The sequence below is a fragment of the Edaphobacter sp. FHG110511_03 genome (assembly GCF_059115365.1).
Genome location: NZ_JBZYWL010000045.1, coordinates 1 through 1,299 on the forward strand (window position 1 = coordinate 1; position 1,299 = coordinate 1,299).

Here is a 1,299-nt window from a genome sequence, read left to right on the forward strand (position 1 = left end):
TGGCAGAAGTCGCACTATCGTGTGGTTTTTCAAGTCAGGCGCATATGACTGACACCTTCCGAAAGCACCTTCGGACAACACCTGGCGAGTTCCGCCGCAATTCATAGCAGGATTCCGGTACGACCGCACTTTGCTGGAAGATTCATCCTCCGCGTCTCTTCTATCTTCGGAACAGTTCAAGCAAGTGACTCTTCGTAAGTTACCTAAACGTGCCCGAACGGAAAAGGATTCATGAACTACGAAACAATAAACCCCCACCACAGGAGCGCAGCTTGCGAGCTTCTCAGCATACACAGATTCGGAAGTGGAAGAAGCAATCGCCCACGCTCACAGCACGTACCGTGTCTGGCGGCTGTCCACCTTCAAAGAACGGGCCACCATACTTCGCAAAGTAGCTGACCTGATGCGTCAGCGTATCGAGCCGCTTGCGGCAATGATTACGCTCGAGATGGGGAAGCTGATCGATAACAGCCGTGGAGAGACATTGCTCAGCGCGGACATCCTGACCTACTACGCGGATAACGCAGAACGATTCCTTGCTCCTACACAACTGAAGCAGGCGAACGGGACCGCAACTGTTCTCAACCAGCCGATCGGTGTGATCTTCGGCATCGAGCCATGGAACTTTCCCTACCTCCAACTGGCACGCTTCGCAGCCCCGAATCTTATGGCTGGAAATACGGTTCTCGTAAAGCATTCACCCTCCGTCCCACAGTGTGCTGACCTCTTCGCTCAGCTCTTCCTCGACGCAGGTGCGGACGTTGGGACTTATACCAATCTCCGACTCACTGAGGAGCAGGCCTCGCTCGTCATCGCCGACAAGCGAGTGCAGGGAGTTGCCGTAACGGGCAGTGAACGTGCAGGATCGGCGATTGCAGCGCAGGCGGGCAAAATGATGAAACGCTCGATGCTGGAGCTTGGTGGAAGTGACCCATTTATCGTGCTTGAAGATGCGGACATCGATCAGGCGGTTACTGCCGCAGTTTTCAGCCGGATGATCAATATCGGCCAGGGCTGCGCCTGTGCGAAGCGATTCATCGTTGTTGAAGCTGTTTACGAGCAGTTTCTGCAAGGAGTTCAGAAGGCTCTGTCGCTCCTCGTCGTAGGCAACCCTATCGACGCGGGCACGACGATAGGACCTCTATCATCGGCGAGAGCTCAGGACCTCTTGCTGGAGCAGATTGCGCGCGCTGTATCGTCCGGGGCGACACTCATACAAGGCGGCGTGAAGATCAAGCGTCCAGGCTTCTATGTTGAGCCAGGCATCCTTGCAGGTATCGACCGAGACAATCCCGCCTA

The 1,299-nt window shown here is 55.3% G+C and carries 2 protein-coding genes; both read left to right on the forward strand.

Features of this window, described 5'->3' with window-relative positions; genetic code table 11:
- Positions 1–107, forward strand: a 107-nt coding sequence (locus AC5S26_RS29870; protein WP_494188591.1) for a helix-turn-helix domain-containing protein, incomplete at its 5' end; no start/stop codon positions are given.
- 197 nt (positions 108–304) lie between these two features.
- A partial coding sequence (locus tag AC5S26_RS29875; RefSeq protein ID WP_494188590.1) for an aldehyde dehydrogenase family protein occupies positions 305–1,299 on the forward strand: 995 nt, incomplete at its 3' end.